Genomic DNA, 17,710 nt, shown 5'->3' on the forward strand with positions numbered 1-17,710 from the left:
ACGTGCAAATTTTCAAACTCATAGCGAAGTGTGCGATCCATGGCGGACAGCTCGGCCGGGAAACTTCCTTGCGCCTATCTCCTCGCGGCGACTCTCGCCGCGGGCTTCACGCCCCTCGTCCTCGGCTGGGCCGGCGGCGATCCGCTCCTCTGCTGGGCCGCGGCGGCGCTCGCCGCTTTCGCGGCGGCGAGCGCGATCGAGCGCCGCCTCTCGGCGCAGATCGCCGCCTTGGAGAAGATCGCCGCGGGCGATCGTTACGCTCCTTTTCCGCCCGCGAGCGGACGTTCGGCGGCGCGGCTCCGCGGCGTCGCGGAGGAGTTGCGTCGCGCTTTGATCGCCGCCGACGCTTTCGCCGTCGCCGAGCGCAGCCGCGGGGCGGAGCAATCGATTCGCGAGGCCGGCCGCGCTTTCTTCCAGCGGCGGCTGCGCCAGATCGTGGAGGAGACGGAAGATGCGCTTGCCGTCGCCGACGCCGGCGCGCGATCGGCCGCGGGCGACTGCGCCGCCTGCAATGGCGACATGCTCCGCGGTCTCTCCGATGCGGCGGCGGCCGCCGCCACGGCTGCGGAGAATGTCGATGGACTGGCGCTGGCGGCGCGGGACGCCATCATCGGCCTCGTCGGGCGGTCTTCGCGCCAGGTGAAGGCGGCGCGCTCGGCGGCCGACCGCAGCGCGGCCGATCTCGCGCGCGCGGAAGACATTGTGCGCGGCCTCGCCGCCGCCGCCGGCCGCATCGGCGCGGTGAGCAAGCTCATTCAGTCGATCGCCGGCCAGACCTCGCTGCTCGCGCTCAATGCGACCATAGAGGCGGCGCGCGCCGGTGAGAGCGGGCGCGGCTTCGCCGTGGTGGCGAGCGAGGTGAAGACGCTCGCCAATCAGACCGCGCGCGCCGCCGCCGAAATCGAGACGCAGATCGACTCCATACGTTTCGCGGTGGAGGACACGGTCGGCGCCATCGCCGACGTATCGACGAGCGTCGAGGCGGTCGCCGGCGTCAATCGCGACCTCGCCGACACTCTGAGCCGGGAGGCGGCCGAGCTCGAAGACATAGGGGCGCGCGCATCCCTCGTCGCCCGCGGCGTCGGCGAGGCGCTGCCGGATGTCGGCGGCGCCGTGGCGCAGGCGCATTCCGCCGGCCGCTCGGCGCTCGCCGCCGCGCAGACGATGCTCGGCGGCTCGAAGAGCCTCGTTTGCGCCGTCGATCGCTATTTCGCCGATCTCGACAATGGCGCGATCCGCATCGGAATATTGCATTCGCTCTCCGGCACGATGACGAGCAGCGAGCGGCCGCTGCAGGAGCTGCTGACGATGCTGGTCGAGCGCTGTAATGCGCAGGGCGGCCTCCTCGGGCGTCCGCTCGAGGCGGTGATCCTCGATCCGCGCTCCGATCCCGCCCTCTACGCCGAGCAGGCGCGCCTTCTCCTGGAGGAGCGCGGCGTCGCGGCGATTTTCGGCTGCTGGACGTCCGCCTCGCGCAAAGCCGTGCTTCCGGTGGTCGAAAAGGCCAAGGGCCTGCTCTTCTATCCGAGCCAATATGAGGGCGAGGAGCGCTCGCCCAATATCGTCTACGCCGGCGGCACGCCGAGCCAGACGGCGATCCCCGCCGTGGATTTTCTGAAAGGCCTCGGCGCGCGGCGCTTTCTGCTCATCGGCAATGACGACGTCTATCCGCGCGTCACCAACGCGATTCTGCGCGCCTATCTCGCCGCGCATGGCGTGGACGCCGCCGATATCGCCGAAATCTATGCGCCGCCCGGCCTCGAGGATTGGCGCGCCGTCGCCAGAGACGCGCGGCGCTTCGCCGCCCGTTCCGGCGCGGCGATCGTCTCGACGGTGAGCGGCGACGCCAATCTTCGCTTTTTCGGCGCGCTCGGCGACGTCGCCTTTGCGCCCACCTTGTCGCTGTCGATCGGCGAGGCGGAGCTGCCGGCGCTCGCTCATTGCGATATCGACGGGCTCTATGTCGCCTGGAATTACCTCCAGTCGATCGACTGCCCGGAGAATCGCAGCTTCGTCGAGCAATGGCGGCGCTATAAGAACGCGCCCGACGCCACGACCAATGACGCGATGGAGGCGAGCTATCTCGGCTTCGAGCTGTGGCGCGCGGCGGTCGCCGCTGCGGGCTCCGTCGATGTCGCGGCGGTGCGCCGCGCGCTGCCGCTGCATGCGCTCCGCGCGCCGAGCGGCTTCTCTTTGAGGCTGGACGCCGAGACGCAGCATTTGCACAAGCCGGCTTTCATCGGCCGCGTCGCCGGCAGAGGCATAGCTCCCGTCTTCGTCGGGGACGGGCTGATCGCGCCGCAGCCTTGGAGCCCGTGGCTCACCAAGAACCGGACCGGAAAGGCGCGCGCCGCGTGACGGCGCGACATCGCGCGCCGCCGAAAACGAAACGAGCCCGAAGGCTCGCAGTGCGAAGGCCATAGCCCCCGGACCGCGAGCCTTCGGGCTCGCTCGAAACAGGCCCTGATGAAATCAGGGCGTGGCGGCGGTCTTCAGCTTGGAGAGCGCGCGGATTTTCACGCGCACGCTCGCCGGCTTGGCGGCGGCCTTGACCATCTCGCCCGTGGCGGGATTGCGCACCAGAGTGCCGGCCTTACGCGCCGGAACCTTGCGCAGCGATACTTTCAGCAGGCCGGGAAGGGTGAACTCGCCGACGCCGCGCGGATGCACGGAGCCGAGGAACACCTCCTCGAGCGTGGCGTAGACCGCAGCGGCGGTCTTGCGCGGAAGCTCGTTCTGCTCGGCGAGCAGATTGATCAGGGCCGACTTGGTCAAGCTCTCCTTCACCGGACGAATCGCGGCGGCTTCGGGTTTCTTGGCCTTCTTGACCGCCGCAGGCTTCTCGCTTTTCGCCTTGGCCATCGCAAATCTCCCTCGAATTCCCATGAAAAGACGCGTCATATCGAACGCGCCATGTGAGGATTCGTTTGCTAGCGCTTCGAGAACTGATTCGCAATCTGCGCAGCGCTCGATTTTTGCAATGCCGGCTGCGCAAAATCACTCGTCGAACACGCCTTCCAGCGCATAATGCGTGACCGTCTTGCGATTGGCGATGAGCTCGTCGATCGTCGGCTCGCCCTTCAGAGCGCGGGAAATCGCCAGCTTCGTCGCCTCGTAATTGGTGCGATAGAGGTCGCGCCGGTCGAGGTTCGGATCGGTCGCGCAACGCGGATCGAGCCAGACCATGATGATCATGACGAGATCATTCACCTGATCTTTCGGAATGATTCCTTCGCAAACCGCATCGACGATGGCGTCGCCGGTCGCCGCCTGCACGACGCCGCCGAGCAGCTCGACGTAATCATTGGAGCGCACCGTCATCTTGGTCGTCATCATGGTGGCGGGCCGCACCTGCTGATTGAGGTCGCGAATGACGAACATGCGCGGATGGCCCGCGACCTGTCCCGTCATGGAGGCGAAAGCCGTCCCCACCGGGCCTTTGACGCTGCCGATCAGCACTTCCGGCATGGCGTCGGTATATTGCCCGTCCGCCGCCAGAACCGTCGCTTCGCCCGTGGCCAGCCAGATCTCGCTCATATGGTTTTTCCTTCTCTTTCGTCGGAGGCGGTCGAATAGCACCGGGCGTCCGCCGCCGGAAGGGGCGCGCGTCGACGCCTTTAATTCTATCTTCTAAATGTGATTATCGCGCGCTAGACTGCGGCTCTGTTTCGAGAGAGGCCGCAATGAAGATTTTCGCCCCGACACTTCTCCTCGCCGGCGCTTTCGCCGGCCTCGCCTTCGCCGGTCACGTCTTTGCGCAATCGGAGGCGGCGCGCCGCCTCGTCGGTCCCGCCGCCTTCAGCGATTGGCGGCAGGACGGGCCTGGAACCTGGCGCAAGATCACCGCGCAGGATTTGCCGGCGCCGCTGGCCAGCGAGCCGACCGCCGCGCGCTCGCAGGTGGTGGCGCGGCCGGACGGCGCCGCGCCCAAGACGCTCGCGGGCTTCTCGGCGGAGATATTCGCCTCCGGCCTCCAAGGCCCGCGCGTCATTCGCCATGCGCCCAATGGCGATATTTTCGTCACCGAGAGCGTCGGCGGCCGTCTCCGTGTTTTCCGTCTCGAGGACGGGAAGATCGCGCCGGCCACGTCCCATGTCTTCGCCGCAGAACTCGAGCGGCCCTATGGGATAGCCTTCTATCCGCCGGGGCCGGAGCCGCGCTTCGTCTATGTCGGCACGCCGACGAAAGTGCTGCGCTTCCCTTATAAGAACGGCGATCTTTCCGCCTCCGGCCCCGCCGAGACGATCGCTACCCTGCCGGGAGCCGATGGCGGCCATTGGACGCGCGATCTCGTCTTCTCGCGCGACGGCAAGACGCTCTATGTTTCCGTCGGCTCCAAGACCAATGTCGCCGAAGGCCATCCGCGGCCTTCCGCGCAGGAGGTCGCGCAGCTCGAGGCGGCGCATGGGCAGGGCGCGAGCGCCGGCGCCGAATTCGAGCGCGCGACCGTGCTCGCCATAGACCCGGAAGGAAAGAGCCGGCGCAATGTCGCCAATGGGCTGCGCAATTGCTCCGGCCTGCAATTGCAGCCGGGGACCGACGCGCTCTGGTGCGTGGTGAACGAGCGCGACATGCTCGGCGACGATCTGCCGCCCGATTACGCCACGCGCGTGAAGGAGGGCGCCTTCTACGGCTGGCCCTGGCATTACATCGGCGCGCATGAGGACCCCCGTCACGCCGGCGAGCGTCCCGATCTCTCGAGCAAGATCACCGTTCCCGATGTGCTGCTCCAGCCGCATTCGGCGCCGCTGGGCATCGCCTTCTACGAGGGCGGCCAGTTCCCGGCGGAGTATAAGGGCGACGCTTTCGTCGCTCTGCACGGCTCCTGGAACCGCGCCAAGCGCACCGGCTACAAGATCGTGCGGCTCTCCTTCAAGGACGGCGTCCCGACCGGCGAATATCAGGATTTTCTCACCGGCTTCGTCGTGGACGAAACGCGCGTCTGGGGTCGTCCCGTCGATGTCGCCGTGGCGCGCGACGGCTCGCTGCTGGTGAGCGAGGACGGCAATGGGACGATCTGGCGCGTGTCCTACAGCGGCGCTGCGCCGGCGCAGACGTCCGGGCTCAATCCGGGCAAATAGAGCGCTTTCCGATCGACCGGAATCGTTCGATCGATCAGAATTCGCTCCCATGCGAGACTCGAGAGCGCTATCCGATCCAATCGGATTGGATAGCGCTCTAATGGGCGAGGGATGCGGCGGCGGTCGTCCGGCTGGACGGGGCGGGCGCCTTTGGCCTATTTCTTGGGAAAAATGCCGGGAGACGATGACGTCCTCCCGGCGCTTCCGGAAACGCCGAGGCTCGCGCTATGTCCCACCCACTCGTCACGCCCGGCCGCAAGCTCGGCTCGATCGCCCTTTGGAGCGCCATCGTCGCGCTCGGCGTCTTCTCGCTCTTCACCCTGGCGATTGCGCGCGGGGACACCGTCAACGCCATGTGGCTGGTGGCGGCGGCGGTCTGCGTCTATCTCACCGCCTATCGCTTCTATTCGCGGTTCATCGCCGAAAAGGCCCTGGGCCTCGATCCGCAGCGCAAGACGCCGGCGCATCGCCACAATGACGGGCTCGATTATGTGCCGACCGACAAATATGTGCTGTTCGGCCATCATTTCGCGGCCATAGCCGGGGCGGGGCCGCTGGTCGGCCCGGTGCTGGCGGCGCAAATGGGCTATCTGCCCGGCACGCTCTGGCTGCTCACCGGCGTCGTCTTCGCCGGCGCGGTGCAGGATTTCGTCGTGCTGTTCATCTCGACGCGGCGCGACGGGCGCTCGCTCGGCGATCTCATCAAGACGGAGCTCGGCCCGGCAGCCGGGCTCGTCGCCATGGTGGGCATATTGACGATCATGGTGATATTGCTCGCCGTGCTGGCGCTCATTGTCGTCAAGGCGCTGGCGGACAGCCCCTGGGGCTTCTTCACTGTCTTCGCCACTCTGCCCATCGCCGTGCTGATGGGCGTCTATGGCCGCTATCTGCGCCCCGGCCGCATATTCGAAATGTCGGTCATCGGCTTCGTGCTGCTCATCGCCTCCATCGCTTTCGGCCGCACTGTCGCGGAGACGCCGGCGCTCGCCGCGCTCTTCACCTTCAAAGGCGAGGCGCTGGCCTTCATGCTGATCGGCTATGGCTTCGTCGCCTCTGTGCTGCCGGTGTGGTTCCTGCTGGCGCCGCGCGACTATCTCTCCACCTTTCTGAAGATCGGCACCATCGCCTCGCTGGCGCTCGGCATTTTCTATGTCATGCCGGAGCTGAAAATGCCGGCGGTCAGCCGCTTCATCGACGGGACCGGCCCGGTCTTCGCGGGCAGCGTCTTTCCTTTCCTCTTCATCACCCTGGCCTGCGGCGCCATTTCCGGCTTTCACGCGCTGGTCTCTTCCGGCACGACGCCCAAGATGATCGGCGACGAGGCGCAGATCCGCTTCATCGGCTATGGCGCGATGCTGACGGAGTCTTTTGTGGCCATAATGGCGCTGGTCGCCGCCACAGTGCTCGATCCGGGCGTCTATTTCGCCATGAACAGCGCGCCCGCCGTCATCGGCTCCACGGTCGACACGGCGGCGCAGACCATCTCGTCCTGGGGCTTCGTCATCACGCCGGAGGCGCTGAGCCAGGCGGCGGCCGAGGTCGGCGAGAAGACGGTGCTCTCGCGCGCCGGCGGCGCGCCGACGCTCGCCGTCGGCATGGCGAAAATATTGTCGGGGGCGATCGGCGGCGCCTCCATGACCGCCTTCTGGTATCATTTCGCCATTCTCTTCGAGGCGCTGTTCATCCTCACCACTGTGGACGCCGGCACGCGCGTCGCGCGCTTCATGATTCAGGATCTCGTCGGAACCTTCTGGCCGCGCTTCAAGCATACGCGCGCCTGGATTCCCAATTTCGGCGCCACGGGGCTCGCCGTCGCCGGCTGGGGCTGGTTCCTCTATCAGGGCGTCGTCGATCCTCTCGGCGGCATCAACACGCTCTGGCCCATGTTCGGCATCGCCAATCAAATGCTGGCGGCCATAGCGCTCACCCTCTGCACTGTGGTGCTGTTTCGCATGAAGCGGGAGCGCTACGCCTTCATCGCAGCGGCGCCGGCGGCATGGCTCTATATCTGCACGCTGACGGCGGGCGGCGAGAAAATCTTCCATCCCGATCCCAAGATCGGCTTCCTCGCCCATGCGGCGCGCTATTCGGCCGCGACGGCGGAGGGCAGGCTGCTCGCGCCGGCCAAGACCGCCGCCGAGATGAGCCGCATCGTCTTCAACGATTATGTGAACACGACGCTCTGCGCCGTCTTCATCGCGCTGGTCTTGTCCATGCTGTTCTTCGGCCTGCGGGCGATCGGCGAGGCGCGGCGGACGACCAGCGTCACCACCAGGGAGACGAGCGATGAGCTGCACGATCTGCAAATTGCCCGCGCTTGATCTCGCCAAGCTCGGGCAAAAACTGCGCGACGGCGCGCGGCTGATGATCGGGCAGGGGGATTATGACGCCTATCTCGCGCATCGGCGCGCCAATCATCCGGACGAGCCGGCGATGACGCGCGAGGAGTTCTTCCTCGAGCGTCAGGCGAGCCGTTTCGGCGAAGGGGGCCGGCGCGCGATGCGCTGCTGCTAAAGTGTTTTCTAGCGAAGTAGGAACCGGTTCGCGTGAAGAGAACACGACAGAACATGGGAATTCAGAACTCTTTTCGCGTTTCGCACTTCGGCTGGAAACGCTCGGGGGAGGCTCAGCACTCGGCCCGGCCGAACGCCCGAAAAGTGAGCAGCGCGGCGGCTTCCGAAGTATTCAGCGCATAGGCCATATAGAGAAATCCGAGACGCGTGATCCGCGTCTCGCGGATTTTTTCGACCAGCTCCGCCGTCTCGACGGGCGCGAGCGAGGCGAACTCATGCAGTATATCTTCCGCCGCATGGCGGAATTTCTCGCGCTCGGCGAGCGTAGCTCCATCCCAAAGTTTCGGATTGGACCCGAATTTCACGAACAGCGATTTCGCCATGGTTTCGATCAGGTCGATCATGTGAATTCTCTATGTGAGCTGTGATTATTGAACTCTGTTTCCACCCTCGGCACATTCTCGATTTTGTTCCAGCCTATTGCGGAGCCGTCGCCGCGCGAAGCTCGATAATCTACGCATTGGCGCGCGGGGAGGGGCGAGATGCGGGGCCTCGCCCCCGGCGCGCGCCTTCACCTTTTCGCGCTTCTGCTCTAAGCTCGCGGCCATGTCTGCTGACGCCGATCTTTCCTTGGAGACGGGGCTCGCCGCGCTCGTCGACTGGTATGTGTCGATCGGCGTCGACATAGCGATCGACGAGACGCCGCATGACCGTTTCGCCGAGAGCGCAGCGCCGCCGGCGCGCGTCGCCGCGCCCGCGCCTGTCGCTGCGTCTTCGCCCTCACCCGCGCGTCGGGCCGAGCCGCCGGCGCGGGAGACCCGCGCCCAGCGCTCCGCCGCGCCCGTCTTCACCGAGGAGGCCGCCCGCGGCGCGCGTGAGGCCGCCGGCGTGGCGCAGACGATCGAGGAATTGCAGGAGCGTCTCGCGGCTTTCGACGGCTGCGCGCTGAAGGCGACGGCCGGGCATTTTCTCTTCTCGGCCGGCGCGCCCGGCGCGGCTCTCATGGTTCTGGATTTCTCGCCCGGCGAGGAGGAGGAGCGCGGCGGCGAGGCTTTCGTCGGGCCGGAGGCGCGGCTGCTCGACAATATGCTGCGCGCGCTTCGGCGCGACCGCTCCGGCGCCTATCTCGCCTATGCGACGCCCTGGCGTCCGCCTGGCGCGCGCGAGCTCAACCCGGCGGAAGTGGCGGCGCTCAATCCCTTCTTGCGCCGCCATGTGGAGCTGACCGCGCCGCGCGCTCTGCTGATCCTCGGCGATTTCGCCGCCCGCGCCGCGCTCGGCTCGCCGGATGTCGCGCGCTATCGCAACGCCTGGTTCGACTATGATCACGGCGGCGGGACCGTGCGCGCGCTGCTCGCGCCCTCGCTCGCCAGCCTGCTCAGGACGCCGGCGATGAAGCGCCGCGCCTGGCGCGATCTGCGCGCAGTGGCGGCGGCGCTCGGCTGATCACTCCGCCGCTTCGCCCTCGGCGCCGCCGCCGAAGCGACGGGCGACATAATCTTCGACGATGCGGGTGAATTCTTCCGCTATGCCCTCGCCGCGCAAGGTCATCGCCTTCTTGCCGTCGATGAAGACCGGCGCCGTCGGCGCCTCGCCCGTGCCGGGCAGCGAAATGCCGATATCGGCGTGCTTGGATTCGCCCGGCCCGTTGACGATGCAGCCCATCACCGCGACATTCAGCGTCTCGACGCCCGGATAGTCCTGCCGCCAGACGGCCATGCGCTCGCGAATATGCGATTGAATGTCGCGCGCCAGCTCCTGGAAGACGGTGGAGGTGGTGCGGCCGCAGCCGGGGCAGGCGGCGACCAGCGGCACGAAGGTGCGGAAGCCCATCGTCTGCAAAATCTCTTGCGCGACGCGCACCTCATTGGCGCGGTCGCCGCCGGGCTCCGGCGTCAGCGACACGCGGATCGTGTCGCCAATGCCGTCCTGCAGCAGCACGCCCAGCGCCGCCGCCGAGGCGACGACGCCCTTGGAGCCCATGCCGGCCTCGGTGAGGCCGAGATGCAGCGCGTAATCGCTGCGCAGCGCCAGCATGCGATAGACGGCGATGAGGTCCTGCACCGCGGAGACCTTGGCCGAGATGACGATCCGATCCCGCGAGAGGCCGATCTCCTCGGCGCGCTCGGCGGAGATCAGCGCAGAGCGGGCCAGCGCCTCGCGCGTCACCGCGCGCGTGTCGAGCGGCGCTGCGGAATTGGCGTTGATGTCCATGAGATGCGTCAGCATCTCCTGGTCGAGCGAGCCCCAATTGGCGCCGATGCGCACCGCCTTGCCATGCTTTATGGCCAGCTCGACGATGGCGCCGAATTGCCGGTCCTTCTTCTCCTTGAAGCCGACATTGCCGGGATTGATGCGATATTTGTCGAGCGCCTCGCCGCAGGCCGGATGATCGGCGAGCAGCTTGTGGCCGATGTAATGAAAATCGCCGATCAGCGGGACGTCGATATTCTTCTGCGCGAGACGGTCGCGAATATGCGGCACGGCGGCGGCGGCCTCGTCGCGATCGACAGTGATGCGCACCAGCTCCGAGCCGGCGCGGACCAGCGATTCGATCTGCGCGACCGTGGAGTCGACATCGGCCGTGTCGGTATTGGTCATGGACTGGACGACGATGGGCGCGCCGCCGCCGATCGTCACCGCGCGCGGCCCCCGGCCGATCGTCACCGCCGCCGTCCTATGGCGCGGCGCCGGCTCGGCGGAGATGGGGTCGGGAAGGCGGGTCTCGATTTCGTCGGTCATCGTCGGTCGTGTCCCCTCGATGGGATTTGGATCGTCTCGCATGAGGTCTGCCGCCTTCCTTCCCCCCGCGAGCGGGGAAAGGGCGAGGATGAGGGGCCTGGGCGTTTTCCGCCGAGGCGCGCGCCCCGAGCCCCTCACCCCGGCCCTCTCCCCGCTCGCGGGGCGAGGGGGAAATTCGGCGAACCCGTCACCTGGAATCTGTCGAGCCTTGGTGGGCCGGAACGTGTCCCGCGTCAAGCCGGCGGCAGCAGCCCCATGCGCTTCGCCACGATGCGGTCCAGCAGCCGCGCCGGCAGCAGGCGCGGCAGCAGCCAATCCAATAGATAGCTCGGCACGACGCGAATGCGCGCCGGGGGCCGCTTCTCGGTCAGCGCGCGCAGCACGGCGGCGGCGACGCGCTCCGGCGGCGGGCCGAGCCGGCCCTTCTCGACCGCCCATTTCTGCAGCCTGCGGGCCGAGGGGCCGTAGACGGTGGAATCATAGCGGCCGAAATCGGCGCTCTCGGCCTTGTCCCATATCGGCGTGGCGATCACGCCCGGCTCTATGACGACGACATCGACGCCGAAAATCATCAGCTCGCGCCGCAGCGCGTCGGACAAGCCCTCGAGCGCATGCTTGGAGGCGGCATAGGCGCCGAGAAAGGGCGAGGCGAAGCTGCCCGCCACCGAGCTCATATTCACGATGCGGCCGGGCGGCCCGTCGCGCTTCTCCGGGCTCGCGCCGAGCAGAGGCGCGAAAGCCTGGGTGACGGCGATCTGGCCGATGACATTGACCTCGAGCTGAAGGTGGACCTCCTCTATCGGCTGATAGAGCAGCGGCGCCGGAAACGCCGCCCCGGCATTGTTGACGAGCCCGGCGAGGCGCGCGCCGACGAGCCGCCGCTCGGTCTCCCGCGCCGCCTCGGCCACGGCGGCGGCGTCGGTCACATCGAAGAGGAGCGGCGTGAAGCTCTCCGCGCCGAAGCGCGCTCGCAGCCGCGCGCTGTCGGCCGGCGTGCGGACGCTGCCGAAGACATGAAAGCCCCGCGCCGTCAGCGCCTCTGCCAGCGCATAGCCTATGCCGGTGGAGACGCCGGTGACGACGACGAATTTTTTCTCGCTCATGCGCCCGCCCCCTTCAGCGCGCGCAATGTGGCGATGGTGGAGGCGTCCACGCGCCCGTCGACGAGGGCGGGGCGGAAATGCCGCTGAAAGGCGGCGACCACGCCGGCGCAGGCTTGGTCGTAATCGCCGGTGACGTCGATTCTATAGCCGTAGTCGGCGAGCGCCTGCTGCAAACGCCTCACCTCGTCGCCGCGCGCGCCGGTCTCCAGAACCGCGCCGCCGACGATGGCGGCGGGCTCCACATAATGGCCGACGCCGAGCTCGGCCAGCGTCTTCCAGGGAAAGAATTCGCCCGGGTCGATCTTGCGGCCAATGGCGATGTCCGAATGGCCGAGCACGCGCCGGGGGGCTATGCCCTGCCGCGCGCAAATATCGCGGCAGAGCGCCGCTGTCGCCTCGATCTGGCGGTCCGGGAAGGGGCGCGGATCGTCATGGCCGGGATGGACGATCTCAATGCCGATGGAGGCGGAGTTCAGATCGGTCTCGCCGGCCCAGAAGCTGCGGCCGGCGTGCCAGGCGCGGCGCGCCTCCGGCACGAGCTGCAGAATGGTCCCGTCCTCATCGACGAAATAATGCGAGGAGACCTGCGCTTCGACGCTGGTGAGCAGCGCCAGCGCCGAGGCCGCCGTCGGCATTCCGGTGTAATGCAGGATCAGCGAAGATATGGGCGTCAGCCGCTCGCCGTGATTGGGCGAGGAGCGGAAATCGGCGGCGTGCGGCGTGTCGGGTGAGGGCATTGGTTTCCGGTTATCTCCGCGGCGGAGAGACGTTTCTGCGGACCGCCTTGTATACCCCCGACCAGCCGCCGGCGGCCAGCGTCGTCGCCACGGTCCAGGCGAGGTCTCGAGGCGCCGGCGGCGCGAAGCGGAACAGCTCCGCCGCCGCGGGAAGATAGACGACGAGCGCGAGCACGAGCGTCGTGACCGCCGCTATGCTCCAGAAGGCGACGCGCCGCTTGTCGAAGAGCGAGGTTCCGGGCTCCGCGGCGGAGGCGAAGGCCATCGCCAGATTGCCGATGACGAGGCCGACGAAGACCAGCGCGCGCGTCTCCCCCTCGCCTTCGCCGGTCCGCATCGAGACGAAATAGACGCCGAGCAGAGCGGCGAGCAGAACCGCGCCCTCGAAAAAGCCGGCGCCGATCTGGCGCAGGCCGAACAAAGGCTCCGTGGGCGAGCGCGGCGGCTCCTCCATCTGATGGCGCTCGGCCGGCTCGCCCTCGAAGACGAGCGCGCAAATGGGATCGATGACGAGCTCCAACGCCACCACATGCACCGGATAGAACACCGGCGGCAGAAGAAAGAGTATGGGCGTGAGCGCGAGGCCGGCGATGGGAACATGGATCGCCGTCACGAAGATCAGCGCCTTGCGCAGATTGGCGAAGATGCGCCGGCCGCTGCGCACGCCCGCGACGATGGAGGCGAAGCGATCGTCGAGCAGCACGATCGACGCGGCCTCGCGCGCGACATCGGTTCCGCGCTGGCCCATGGCGACGCCGACATGCGCGGCGCGCAGCGCCGGTCCGTCATTGACGCCGTCGCCGGTCATGGCGACGATATGGCCGTTGCGCTTGTAGGCCTCCACCAGAGCGAGCTTCTGCTCCGGCCGAATGCGCGCGAAGACGCGTGTCGTCTCGACCGCATCGTCCAGAGCGGCCTCGCTCAGCGCGGCGATCTCGGCGCCGCTCAGCGCGCCGCTTTGCGCCTCTATTCCCGCCTGACGCGCTATGGCGAGCGCGGTCGCCGGATAATCGCCGGTGATCATCACCACATGAATGCCGGCGCGCACCGCGAGCGCCACGGCTTTGGGAACATCCTCGCGCAGCGGATCGAGAAAGCCGACGAGCCCGTCGAGCGCGAAGACGCCCGAGCCGGGATCGTCCTCCTTCGGCAACGGCCCCCGATGTGTGGCGACGGCGAGAACGCGCAGCCCATGCGCCGCCATGGTCGCGACCTCCGCGGTCAGAAGGCGCAGCGCATCCGCGCCCATGCGGCAGAGGCCGGCGACGGCCTCCGGCGCGCCTTTTGCGTAGGTGGCGACGCCGCCGTCGGCCTCGCGCCATGTCTGCATGAAGGCGAGCGTCTCCGGCCGCAGCGGAAAGCTGCGCAGAACCACGCCGGCGGGCGAATCGCCGGTCAGGCGATGCAGCGCCCGATCCATCGGATCGGAAGGATCGACGGCGCTGGCGCGCAAGGCGGCGGCGACGAGAGGCGCGATCGCCTGCGGCATTGCGGCGTCGCTCCGTCGCCACATATCCGCGCCGCGCAGGAAAAACGCCGCCTCCATGCGGTTCTGGGTCAGCGTGCCGGTCTTGTCGACGCAGAGCACGTCGGTCGCGCCCAGCGTCTCGATGACGGCGGAGCGGCGCGCCAGCACATTGCGCTGCGCGAGCCGATAGGAGCCGAGCGCCAGAAACACCGCCAGCACCATGGGGAATTCTTCCGGCGTCAGCGAGATCGCGAGGGTGATGCCGGTCAGTCCCGCTTGAATCCAATCGCCGAAGGCGAGGCCATAGGCGAACGCGACGATGAGGCAGAAGCCGATGCCGAGCGCGCCGAGGACGGCGACGACGTGGCCCGTGCTCTTCTGCAGCGGCGTCTCCTCCGGCTCGATCGCCTCGAGCGAGCGGCCGATGCGGCCGAGTCGCGTCGCGCGCCCGGTGCGTGTCGTCAGCAGCGCGCCCTGGCCGAGCGTCACCAGCGTTCCGGCGAAGAGAAAGGGCGCCTCCTCGCCGGGCTCGGGATCGAGCAGCGGATCGACCATTGTCGCGGGGGCTTTCCAGACCGGCGCCGATTCGCCGGTCAGCGCCGATTCGTCGACGGAGAGGACATCGCCGCGCAGCAGCGCGCCATCGGCCGGCGCGCGCTCGCCCTCGCCGACGAGCACGATGTCGCCGGGGACGATCTCGCGCGCCGGAATGCGCCGCGCGCCCTCGGCGCGCAGCACGCGCGCGCTGGGCGCGGCGAGGCTGCGCAGAGCGGCGAGCGCATTCTCGTTGCGGGTCTCCTGCGCCACCACGAGGCCGATGGAGAGAAAGGCGCCCGCTGTGAGCAGCAGGCCCTCGTCGATATCGCCGAGCGCGAGATAGAGCAGCGCCGCGACGATCAGCAGCGCGAACATAGGCTCGCGCAACGCGGCGAGGGCGATCAGCAGCCATGAGCGGCGTGCGGGCCGCTCCAGCTCATTGGGGCCGAAACGCTCGAGGCGCGTCGCCGCCTCGCGCTCGGAGAGCGGCGCGAAATCGCGCGCCGGCCGGGGCTCTGGTCGTGACGCGCGAAGCCCCATGCGATTTTCCCCTGGTCTTTCGTCGCTACGTCATCGCGAGGAGCGTGGGCGACGAAGCGATCCAGGGACCGCCTCGCGGCTCCGGATCGCTCCGCTTCGCTCGCGATGACGGCCGTGCTGGCGAATATCACGCCGCCAGAGCGGCGAGCACGCGCGCCCAGGAGCGGGAGCCTTTCTTGAACGAGCTATAGGCGTATTTTTCATTGGGCGAATGAATGCGGTCGTCCTCGAGCGCGAAGCCGATCATCAGCGTGTCCATGCCGAGATCGCGCTTGAATGCGCCGACGATCGGGATGGAGCCGCCGCAGCCGACCAGCGCCGCCTCCTTGTCCCACTCGTCCTGTAAGGCCCGCCGCGCGCGCGTCAGCGCCTCGGAGCCGAAGGGCAGCTGCAGAGCGCGCGAGGCGCCATGGGGAACGAATTCCGCGCGCACATCGATCGGCAGGCGCTCGCGCACGAAGGCGCGGAACGAGTCCAGCACCTTCTCCGGGTCCTGCGTCCCGACGAGGCGGAAGGAGATTTTCGCGCTCGCCTGCGCCGGCAGCACCGTTTTGGCGCCGGGGCCGGTGTAGCCGCCGATGATTCCGTTCACGTCGCAGGTCGGGCGCGACCACACTTGCTCGATGACGCTGCGGCCGCGCTCGCCGGCCGGGCGCGCGACGCCGACGCTCTTCAAAAACGCGCTCTCGTCGAACTCCAGCCCGCGCCATTGCGCGGCGATCTCCTCCGGCAGCTCGGCGACGCCGTCGTAAAAGCCCGGCAGCGTGACGCGTCCCTCGGCGTCATGGAGGTCGGCGACGATCTTGGCCAGCACATGGATCGGATTGACGACCGGCCCGCCGAATATGCCCGAATGCAGATCACGATCGGAGGCGGTGAGGATCACCTCTTCCTGCGCCAGGCCGCGCAGCATTGTGGTGATGGCGGGCGTCTTGGCGTTCCACATTCCGGTGTCGCAGACGAGCGCCAGCGCCGGCTCGGACAATTCCTCGCGATTGGCGGCGAAGAAATCCGGCAGCGAAGGAGAGCCGGTCTCCTCCTCGCCCTCGAAGAGGAAGGTGATGTGGCAGGGCAGGCCGCCATTGCGCTGAAAGGCGCGGCAGGCCTCGAGAAAGGTCATCAGCTGGCCCTTGTCGTCCGAGGCGCCGCGGGCGACGATCTCCTCGCCCTTGTCGCCTTTCACCAGCCGCGGATCGAAAGGATCGCTGACCCAGAGGTCGAGCGGGTCCGGCGGCTGCACGTCATAATGGCCATAGAACAGCACATGCGGCGCATCCGGCCGCTTGGCCTTGGCGTGGCCGACGACGATCGGATGCCCGGGCGTGTCGCGCACGCTCGCCTCATAGCCCAGCTCGCGCAGCTGGCCGGCGAGCCAATCGGCGGCGCGGCGGCATTCCCCGGCGAAGGCTGGGTCGGTGGAGACGGATTTGATGCGCAGAAAATCGAAGAGGCGATCCGTGGCCGCGGGCAGATCGGCGTCCAAGGATTGGAGAACGGTTTCCGTCGACATGAAAGAGGCTCCGCTACGGGTCGCGCTGCGCGGCGCAGCGCGAGTCGCGATGAAAACTGCAATCTGGTCCCGAAGCTAGTGCGAATGGAGCGTCATGAAAAGAGCGACGGCCGTTCGGCTGGATTCATCGCGTCCGTAGGCAATGGCTTGGGGTGAAACTCCCGCGATGCGCCATGGGCTGACGTATGCCCGAAGGCCATTTGCGATCGATTTGTTGCATCGAATCGTAGCTAATCGCTATGCTGAAATTGTTCTGGCTCGTACTCGTGGGTTGTCATTATTGTTCCGCTGAGCCGTACAGTCATAACAAAAGCCGCACTCCGGATTCGCGAAACATGATGCTGATTGCTACAAAATGGTGTGCCGATGGCCGAGGACGCGAACTTATTTGATCCTGATATCGAACTTCATCTACGAATGTATCAGACCGTAGCGCCACGGATCATCAGCGGTCCGTGGCACTGGTTTCACTGGCTCTTTGCTCGGGGCCCGAGGCACCCCTTTGTGGCTCACCTGATCGCCGCATGCGTGGAGTGCGAATTAAAGCTGCCAGGGCTGGGCTGGTCATTGATCGAGGATGTCGCTTCGATATCCGGACGGGAGAAGCACAAACCAGATTACGAGATGTTGATGCAGAAACTCTCGGAAGTTCTAGTGTTACGGCAAATACTTTATTTGCCGTGGCCTGAAGGCACCACGTTTCAACATGAACCTTCTGCTACTCCAAATGGTAAGCGTCCCGAGCTGAAGGTCGATACCACAGAAATAGTCTTCCTGTTTGAGGTAAAGGCGCCTTCGCTGCTTTCTCACCAGCACGCTCGCTCTCAGAATCCAACTCAGTTCCCGGGACGGATGTTTGATAAGGAAATGCGCAAAGCGATAGCAGGAGAGCAGGAGCCAACCCTGCCGCGGGACAACCCGATTAAGGATTTTCTTGCTAGTGCCGAGGAAAAGTTTGCTCCTTTCGCGGAAGAAAAAGAGACAGTCGGCGTCCTCGTGATCGTATGGGACGACTTCATATTTGAACCCATCACGAGTTTGGTGCATGAGCCGAGTCAGGGACTTCTTACAACCAATACGTTCGTTAAATCCGCTGATGGGTTACCGTTAACTTATCCCCACATCGATGCTGTGATCGTCGTGCGGCATCTTTTGTACTTTCAGCAGGGAGCGGCCGAAACGCTTACTGAACGAAAACATGCTTTCGACTTCGGCGGAGACCAAGATCTGCCCAACATCTTAGTTCCTATTCCCGATGGTAAGCCTCTGCCTGGCTTCATTATCAAGGGCCTGCGGGCATTGCACTATGACGATGAGGCGATTCGACATTTTGCCGACTATCGCCCGCAGGAGTTTGTCATGTGGTTCAACACATGATCTGGTAGGTCCGCGTTGGGTCACAAGCCGAAATCCAAACCGACCCACGCCTCTTCCCCCTTTCCGGCGTCGCCCGCACTTCCCAAGCCTTCATGTGCAGCC

At 66.7% G+C, this 17,710-nt stretch carries 14 protein-coding genes; 6 read left to right on the plus strand and 8 right to left on the minus strand.

The window, feature by feature from the left end:
* Positions 1 to 39: 39 nt before the first annotated feature.
* Positions 40 to 2,358 (plus strand): transporter substrate-binding protein, encoded by a 2,319-nt coding sequence (locus K369_RS28050; RefSeq protein WP_051949576.1) that lies wholly within the window; start codon positions 40 to 42, stop codon positions 2,356 to 2,358.
* A gap of 114 nt (positions 2,359 to 2,472) precedes the next feature.
* On the opposite strand, the gene K369_RS23520 is transcribed toward K369_RS28050, so the two are convergent.
* Both K369_RS23520 and fae read right to left on the minus strand, forming a co-directional pair.
* Positions 2,473 to 2,862, minus strand: a complete 390-nt coding sequence (locus K369_RS23520; RefSeq protein ID WP_018264162.1) for an HU family DNA-binding protein — start codon at positions 2,860 to 2,862, stop codon at positions 2,473 to 2,475.
* Positions 2,863 to 2,997: 135 nt separating this feature from the next.
* Positions 2,998 to 3,537: a formaldehyde-activating enzyme gene (gene fae, locus K369_RS23525; protein WP_036296616.1), complete on the minus strand. Its 540-nt coding sequence runs from the start codon at positions 3,535 to 3,537 to the stop codon at positions 2,998 to 3,000.
* 146 nt (positions 3,538 to 3,683) lie between these two features.
* Here fae and K369_RS23530 point away from each other — a divergent pair, with 146 nt between their 5' ends.
* The 3 genes from K369_RS23530 (at position 3,684) to K369_RS23540 (ending at position 7,595) form a co-directional block, all read left to right on the plus strand.
* Positions 3,684 to 5,081 (plus strand): sorbosone dehydrogenase family protein, encoded by a 1,398-nt coding sequence (locus tag K369_RS23530; RefSeq protein ID WP_036296620.1) that lies wholly within the window; start codon positions 3,684 to 3,686, stop codon positions 5,079 to 5,081.
* A 227-nt stretch (positions 5,082 to 5,308) separates the two neighbouring features.
* Entirely contained in the window at positions 5,309 to 7,402 is a 2,094-nt protein-coding gene (locus tag K369_RS23535) for a carbon starvation CstA family protein (protein ID WP_036296623.1), read from the plus strand.
* Positions 7,368 to 7,595, plus strand: a complete 228-nt coding sequence (locus K369_RS23540) for a YbdD/YjiX family protein (protein WP_036296626.1) — start codon at positions 7,368 to 7,370, stop codon at positions 7,593 to 7,595. The genes K369_RS23535 and K369_RS23540 overlap by 35 nt, the downstream gene beginning before the upstream one ends.
* A 112-nt stretch (positions 7,596 to 7,707) precedes the next feature.
* On the opposite strand, the gene K369_RS23545 is transcribed toward K369_RS23540, so the two are convergent.
* Positions 7,708 to 7,998 (minus strand): hypothetical protein, encoded by a 291-nt coding sequence (locus K369_RS23545; RefSeq protein ID WP_036296629.1) that lies wholly within the window; start codon positions 7,996 to 7,998, stop codon positions 7,708 to 7,710.
* Between the two features lie 202 nt (positions 7,999 to 8,200).
* On the opposite strand from K369_RS23545, the gene K369_RS23550 reads away from it, so the two are divergent.
* A complete protein-coding gene (locus K369_RS23550; protein WP_036296632.1) occupies positions 8,201 to 9,040 on the plus strand; it encodes a uracil-DNA glycosylase family protein in 840 nt (279 codons plus the stop codon).
* Here the strand turns inward: K369_RS23550 and ispG are convergent, their stop codons facing one another.
* The 5 genes from ispG to K369_RS23575 all read right to left on the minus strand — a co-directional run bounded on the left by ispG (position 9,041) and on the right by K369_RS23575 (position 16,231).
* Entirely contained in the window at positions 9,041 to 10,336 is a 1,296-nt protein-coding gene (gene ispG, locus K369_RS23555) for a flavodoxin-dependent (E)-4-hydroxy-3-methylbut-2-enyl-diphosphate synthase (protein ID WP_036296634.1), read from the minus strand.
* Positions 10,337 to 10,569: 233 nt separating this feature from the next.
* Positions 10,570 to 11,439: an SDR family oxidoreductase gene (locus K369_RS23560; RefSeq protein WP_036296638.1), complete on the minus strand. Its 870-nt coding sequence runs from the start codon at positions 11,437 to 11,439 to the stop codon at positions 10,570 to 10,572.
* Positions 11,436 to 12,176: an N-acetylmuramoyl-L-alanine amidase gene (locus tag K369_RS23565; protein ID WP_036296641.1), complete on the minus strand. Its 741-nt coding sequence runs from the start codon at positions 12,174 to 12,176 to the stop codon at positions 11,436 to 11,438. The genes K369_RS23560 and K369_RS23565 overlap by 4 nt, the downstream gene beginning before the upstream one ends.
* Before the next feature lie 10 nt (positions 12,177 to 12,186).
* The gene (locus tag K369_RS23570) at positions 12,187 to 14,721 is read right to left on the minus strand and encodes a cation-translocating P-type ATPase (RefSeq protein WP_036296644.1); all 2,535 of its coding nucleotides are present in this window, start codon (positions 14,719 to 14,721) and stop codon (positions 12,187 to 12,189) included.
* 127 nt (positions 14,722 to 14,848) lie between these two features.
* Complete coding sequence (locus K369_RS23575) at positions 14,849 to 16,231, minus strand: M20/M25/M40 family metallo-hydrolase (protein WP_036296647.1); 1,383 nt, start codon at positions 16,229 to 16,231, stop codon at positions 14,849 to 14,851.
* Between the two features lie 366 nt (positions 16,232 to 16,597).
* Here K369_RS23575 and K369_RS23580 point away from each other — a divergent pair, with 366 nt between their 5' ends.
* The gene (locus tag K369_RS23580) at positions 16,598 to 17,608 is read left to right on the plus strand and encodes a hypothetical protein (RefSeq protein WP_198033208.1); all 1,011 of its coding nucleotides are present in this window, start codon (positions 16,598 to 16,600) and stop codon (positions 17,606 to 17,608) included.
* Positions 17,609 to 17,710 lie beyond the last annotated feature (102 nt).

Origin of the sequence: Methylosinus sp. PW1 (assembly GCF_000745215.1) — a bacterium.
Classification (GTDB): domain Bacteria; phylum Pseudomonadota; class Alphaproteobacteria; order Rhizobiales; family Beijerinckiaceae; genus Methylosinus.